The sequence below is a fragment of the Dyadobacter sp. genome, from assembly GCF_051859145.1.
Taxonomy (GTDB): Bacteria; Bacteroidota; Bacteroidia; order Cytophagales; family Spirosomataceae; genus Dyadobacter.
This window is the reverse complement of the sequence record NZ_JBHYGF010000109.1, coordinates 6,558-10,657: the sequence shown is the minus strand read 5'-3', so window position 1 is coordinate 10,657 and position 4,100 is coordinate 6,558. Positions and strand designations below refer to the sequence as shown.

At 48.3% G+C, this 4,100-nt stretch carries 4 protein-coding genes; all 4 read right to left on the bottom strand.

Going from position 1 to position 4,100, the window contains the following annotated elements; translation table 11 throughout:
• Positions 1-19: 19 nt before the first annotated feature.
• The gene (locus ACTIE6_RS07930; RefSeq protein ID WP_439556126.1) at positions 20-1,198 is read right to left on the bottom strand and encodes a galactokinase; all 1,179 of its coding nucleotides are present in this window, start codon (positions 1,196-1,198) and stop codon (positions 20-22) included.
• Positions 1,199-1,216: 18 nt separating this feature from the next.
• Positions 1,217-2,155: a D-2-hydroxyacid dehydrogenase gene (locus tag ACTIE6_RS07925; protein WP_439556125.1), complete on the bottom strand. Its 939-nt coding sequence runs from the start codon at positions 2,153-2,155 to the stop codon at positions 1,217-1,219.
• A gap of 64 nt (positions 2,156-2,219) precedes the next feature.
• Entirely contained in the window at positions 2,220-2,753 is a 534-nt protein-coding gene (locus ACTIE6_RS07920; RefSeq protein WP_439556124.1) for a hypothetical protein, read from the bottom strand.
• 68 nt (positions 2,754-2,821) lie between these two features.
• On the bottom strand, positions 2,822-4,100 hold a 1,279-nt coding region (fumC, locus tag ACTIE6_RS07915; protein ID WP_439556123.1), incomplete at its 5' end, for a class II fumarate hydratase.

Below are 4,100 nucleotides of genomic sequence, written 5' to 3'. Positions count from 1 at the left end.
CGTCAGTAAGGTGTTTTGGTCAGCTGATAATTTCCTCCGTACCGTCGGTAATTTTTACTCGGTAACACGGCAGATCAATGTTATATTCTTGTTTATAAGCCTGCTTCATTTGTTCTTCAAAGGCTTCCACGGCGTTTTTCTTTACCAGGTTAATGGTACAACCGCCAAATCCGCCGCCCATCATCCGGGCGCCGAGTACATTGTCATTGTTCCGCGTTTGCAAAACAAGAAAGTCAAGTTCCGGGCAGCTTACCTCGTATTCGTGTTGCAGCCCGTCGTGGGTTGCGTACATTTTCTTGCCAAAATCAGGCAGGTTACCTTGTACAAGCAGGTCGCAGGCATCCTGTACGCGCTGGATTTCCTCGGTGATAAATTTGCAGCGGCGGTAAACCACATCCCCCAGCTCGTCACGATGCGCTTCTACCAGCGAAGGCGCTACGTCACGCAGGCTCTGGATTGCCGGATCATATTTTTGTAAAATGGAAACGCCCTTTTCGCATTCCAGGCGGCGGGTGTTGTATTCAGAGCTTGCGAGTGAATGTTTCACACTTGTATCACAAAGTACCAGGAGGTAATCGTCCATTGGGAATGGAAAGTATTCGTATTCGAGCGAGCGGCAGTCCAGGCGGATTACCTGCTCCTGCTTCCCGAATGCGGAGGCAAACTGATCCATAATGCCGCATTGTACGCCTACATACTCGTTTTCAGCTTTTTGCGACATTTTTACAACACTAAACCGGTCCAGCCCAAGCCCGAAAATTTCATTCAATCCAAAAAGAAGACAACATTCCAATGCAGCCGAGGAAGATAACCCGGCGCCGACCGGCACATCGCCGCCAAAAGCAGCATTAAAACCGCCTACTTTCAAACCCTTTTTATGAATCTGATCAATAATGCCGATCTGATAATGTGGCCAGGAAGCTGCTGGCTTGGAAAGGTCGTCAAGCGAAAAGGTGTAGGTTTCGTCCAGGTCAGTCGCGTAGAGGACAACCTGCTGATCGGCGCGCGGACTGATCACAAAATACACAGCCTTATCCACACTCGCGGGCAGTACAAACCCATTATTATAATCTGTATGTTCCCCGATCAGGTTAATCCGTCCCGGTGACCTGAAAACCCTCACCTCATCCCCGTTACCGAATTTTTGGAAATATTTATCCTTAACGGCTTCTAATATATTTAATTCCGAATCTGTCATTGTTGGTTTTATTAAAAATCAATAACCTCTGAAAAGGTCAACTTCATTGGCCGGGCTTCCTCCGTTTTCCATTGCAAAAATGTTGTTGAGGAATAAATCTACTTTGCCCATATGTTCATTCCTGTGGCCGCCGCCGGTATGTTGTGTCAAAATTACATTCGGCATTTTCCAGAGCGGACTGTCTGCCGGAAGCGGTTCGAGCTCGGTTACATCCAGCACTGCCCCGTCCAGCTGACCGGAATTCAATACTTCCATTAATGCTTTTTCGTCCGTAGTACTGCCTCTTCCCACACTCGCGTAAACGCTCGTTTTTTTCATTTTTGAGAAAAATTCAGCATCTGCGAAATGGGTAGCAGTGCCCGGCAATGTATTCACTACTAAATCCGCGTTCGGAAGTTCTTCCAGCAGTTCTTCGCGGCTGTGCAGGTCGGCGTCGGGCGAAGTGCGCGCCATCATGTGGGTATTACAGCCCAATCCTTTCAATATCGCATTCACCGCCTGCCCGATCGTGCCGGCGCCAAGTATGATGGTGTTTTGATTATAAAGCAATTTTAAGTCCGTACGCAATTTTGATCCCACCCATTCCGATTTTTGTTTGAGCAGCGTAAGTGTATCCAGTCCTCTGTACAATGCCAGTACCCCGCCCACAATAGTTTCGGCGCAAGGGCGTGCAAACCAGTCGCCCATATTCGCCACTTTCACGCCTTCGGGAAGCGGAATAGTACTGTATTGATCAAACCCGGCTGAATCCAGCTGCCAGAATTTAAGCTTTTTCGGTTTTTGGCTGAACCATTCTCCTGGCGGGTTGCCCAGAATATAATCGGCTTCAAGGAAATAGCTCAATGCTTCTTCCTGGGTTGTATTTTCTGTTCGGTACCGGATCTCGTGCTGCGGCAAAGTTTCGGTCAGCTTACTTCTCAGCGAAGTATCCAGCGTGGCGTGGCAGTAAATCGTCATTTTATGTTGTGGTTTGAAAAGCAAGGTAAAATGATTTCTCTTAAATCTGGTCCGGCCGGGCAAACTACCCAGTTCCTTTACGGTTCAGCTCGGCTAAAATCTTGGCAGCTCTCGACCTGAATGCAGCACTTTCAAATGGAAGCCGCTCCTCAATTGCGAATTTCAGCTCCTGTCTCAGCTCTGGATAAGTGTGGGAAAGGCGGTGCGCGATTGTGAGCGAAAAAGTCCGCACTGCAATCGCCGACTGCCTGTCCTGAATAATCCTGAATACCGATTCTATCAGCTCTGCATGAAATTCTTCCTGAACAGGCACACATTCCAGAATGCGCGCACTGTTTCGCAGCACTGCATTATGTACATCAGTACGTCCAAGCTGTTGCACGAGCGTTCCTGTAAAAGGTTGTACCAGTTCAGCGTTTTTACGCGCTGCAATGCTCAAACTATGTGCAGCCCGTTGTACCAACAGCGGATCTTTCGATAAAAAACATGCAAACAGTTCGCGAAAAGTCTCCGGCGAAGACGCAGCATATTCAGCAATAGCAACTGCTTTCTGTTTACTTAACCGCTCGCCTGCCAGTAATTCAGCTTTAATTTCCATCCTATCTGAAAAGAAAGAATGCTCCGCCTGACAGCAGAGCATTCGAAAAAGAAAAAGAAAGTGGATTTCTATTTGTTGTCGCCCACCATATCCTCAGGTTTTACCCAGGCATCAAACTCCTCAGGGGTTAGATAACCCAATGCAACAGCTGTTTCTTTCAATGTTGAGCCGTTTTTATGTGCAGTTTGTGCGATTTCCGCTGCCTTGTAATAACCAATTTTGGTATTCAATGCAGTTACCAGCATCAAAGAGTTGTTCACGTGCTTTTTGATATTTTCGTGCAGCGGCTCTATACCTACTGCGCAATTGTCATTGAAAGAAACACAGGCATCGCCGATCAGTCTGGCTGAATGCAGGAAATTGTACGCCATCAAAGGTTTAAAAACATTCAGTTCAAAATGTCCGTTTGACCCGCCGATACCAATCGCCACGTCATTTCCCATTACCTGCGCAGCCACCATGGTAATCGCCTCGCATTGTGTCGGGTTTACTTTGCCCGGCATGATCGAGCTACCCGGCTCATTGTCAGGAATGTGTATTTCTCCGATTCCCGAGCGTGGGCCCGAAGAGAGCATGCGGATATCATTTCCGATTTTCATCAGACTTACCGCCACCGTTTTCAATGCACCATGCGCTTCCACGATTGCGTCGTGTGCGGCGAGTGCCTCAAATTTGTTTTCAGCAGTTATAAATGGGAGACCGGTTAATGCGGCAATGTGGCGCGCTACATTCTCAGAGTATCCTTCCGGTGTGTTAATCCCGGTACCCACAGCAGTTCCGCCCAATGCAAGTTCAGAAAGGTGCGCGAGCGAGTTATAGATAGCACGCAGTCCGTGATCGAGCTGGGAAGCGTATCCTGAAAATTCCTGGCCGAGTGTCAGCGGCGTTGCATCCATAAAGTGCGTGCGGCCGATTTTAACCACATTCCTGAAAGCTTCTGCTTTTGCTTTCAATGTATCCCGCAGCTTGGTAATGCCCGGAATGGTTACGTCCACGAGTATTTTGTAGGCTGCAATGTGCATTGCAGTCGGGTAGGTATCGTTCGAAGACTGCGATTTATTCACGTCGTCATTCGGATGCAGAAATTTGGTTTTATCTCCCAGCTCGCCGCCCTGCAAGACGTGCCCGCGGTAAGCGATTACCTCATTGCAGTTCATATTAGACTGGGTACCTGAGCCGGTTTGCCAAACTACGAGCGGAAACTGGTCGTCGAGCTGCTCGGTCAGGATCTCGTCGCAAACCTGTCCGATCAGATCACTTTTCTCTTTCGGCAAAACGCCGGCTTCGTAATTGGTGATCGCAGCGGCCTTTTTCAGGTATGCAAATGCCTTGATAATCTCTTTGGGC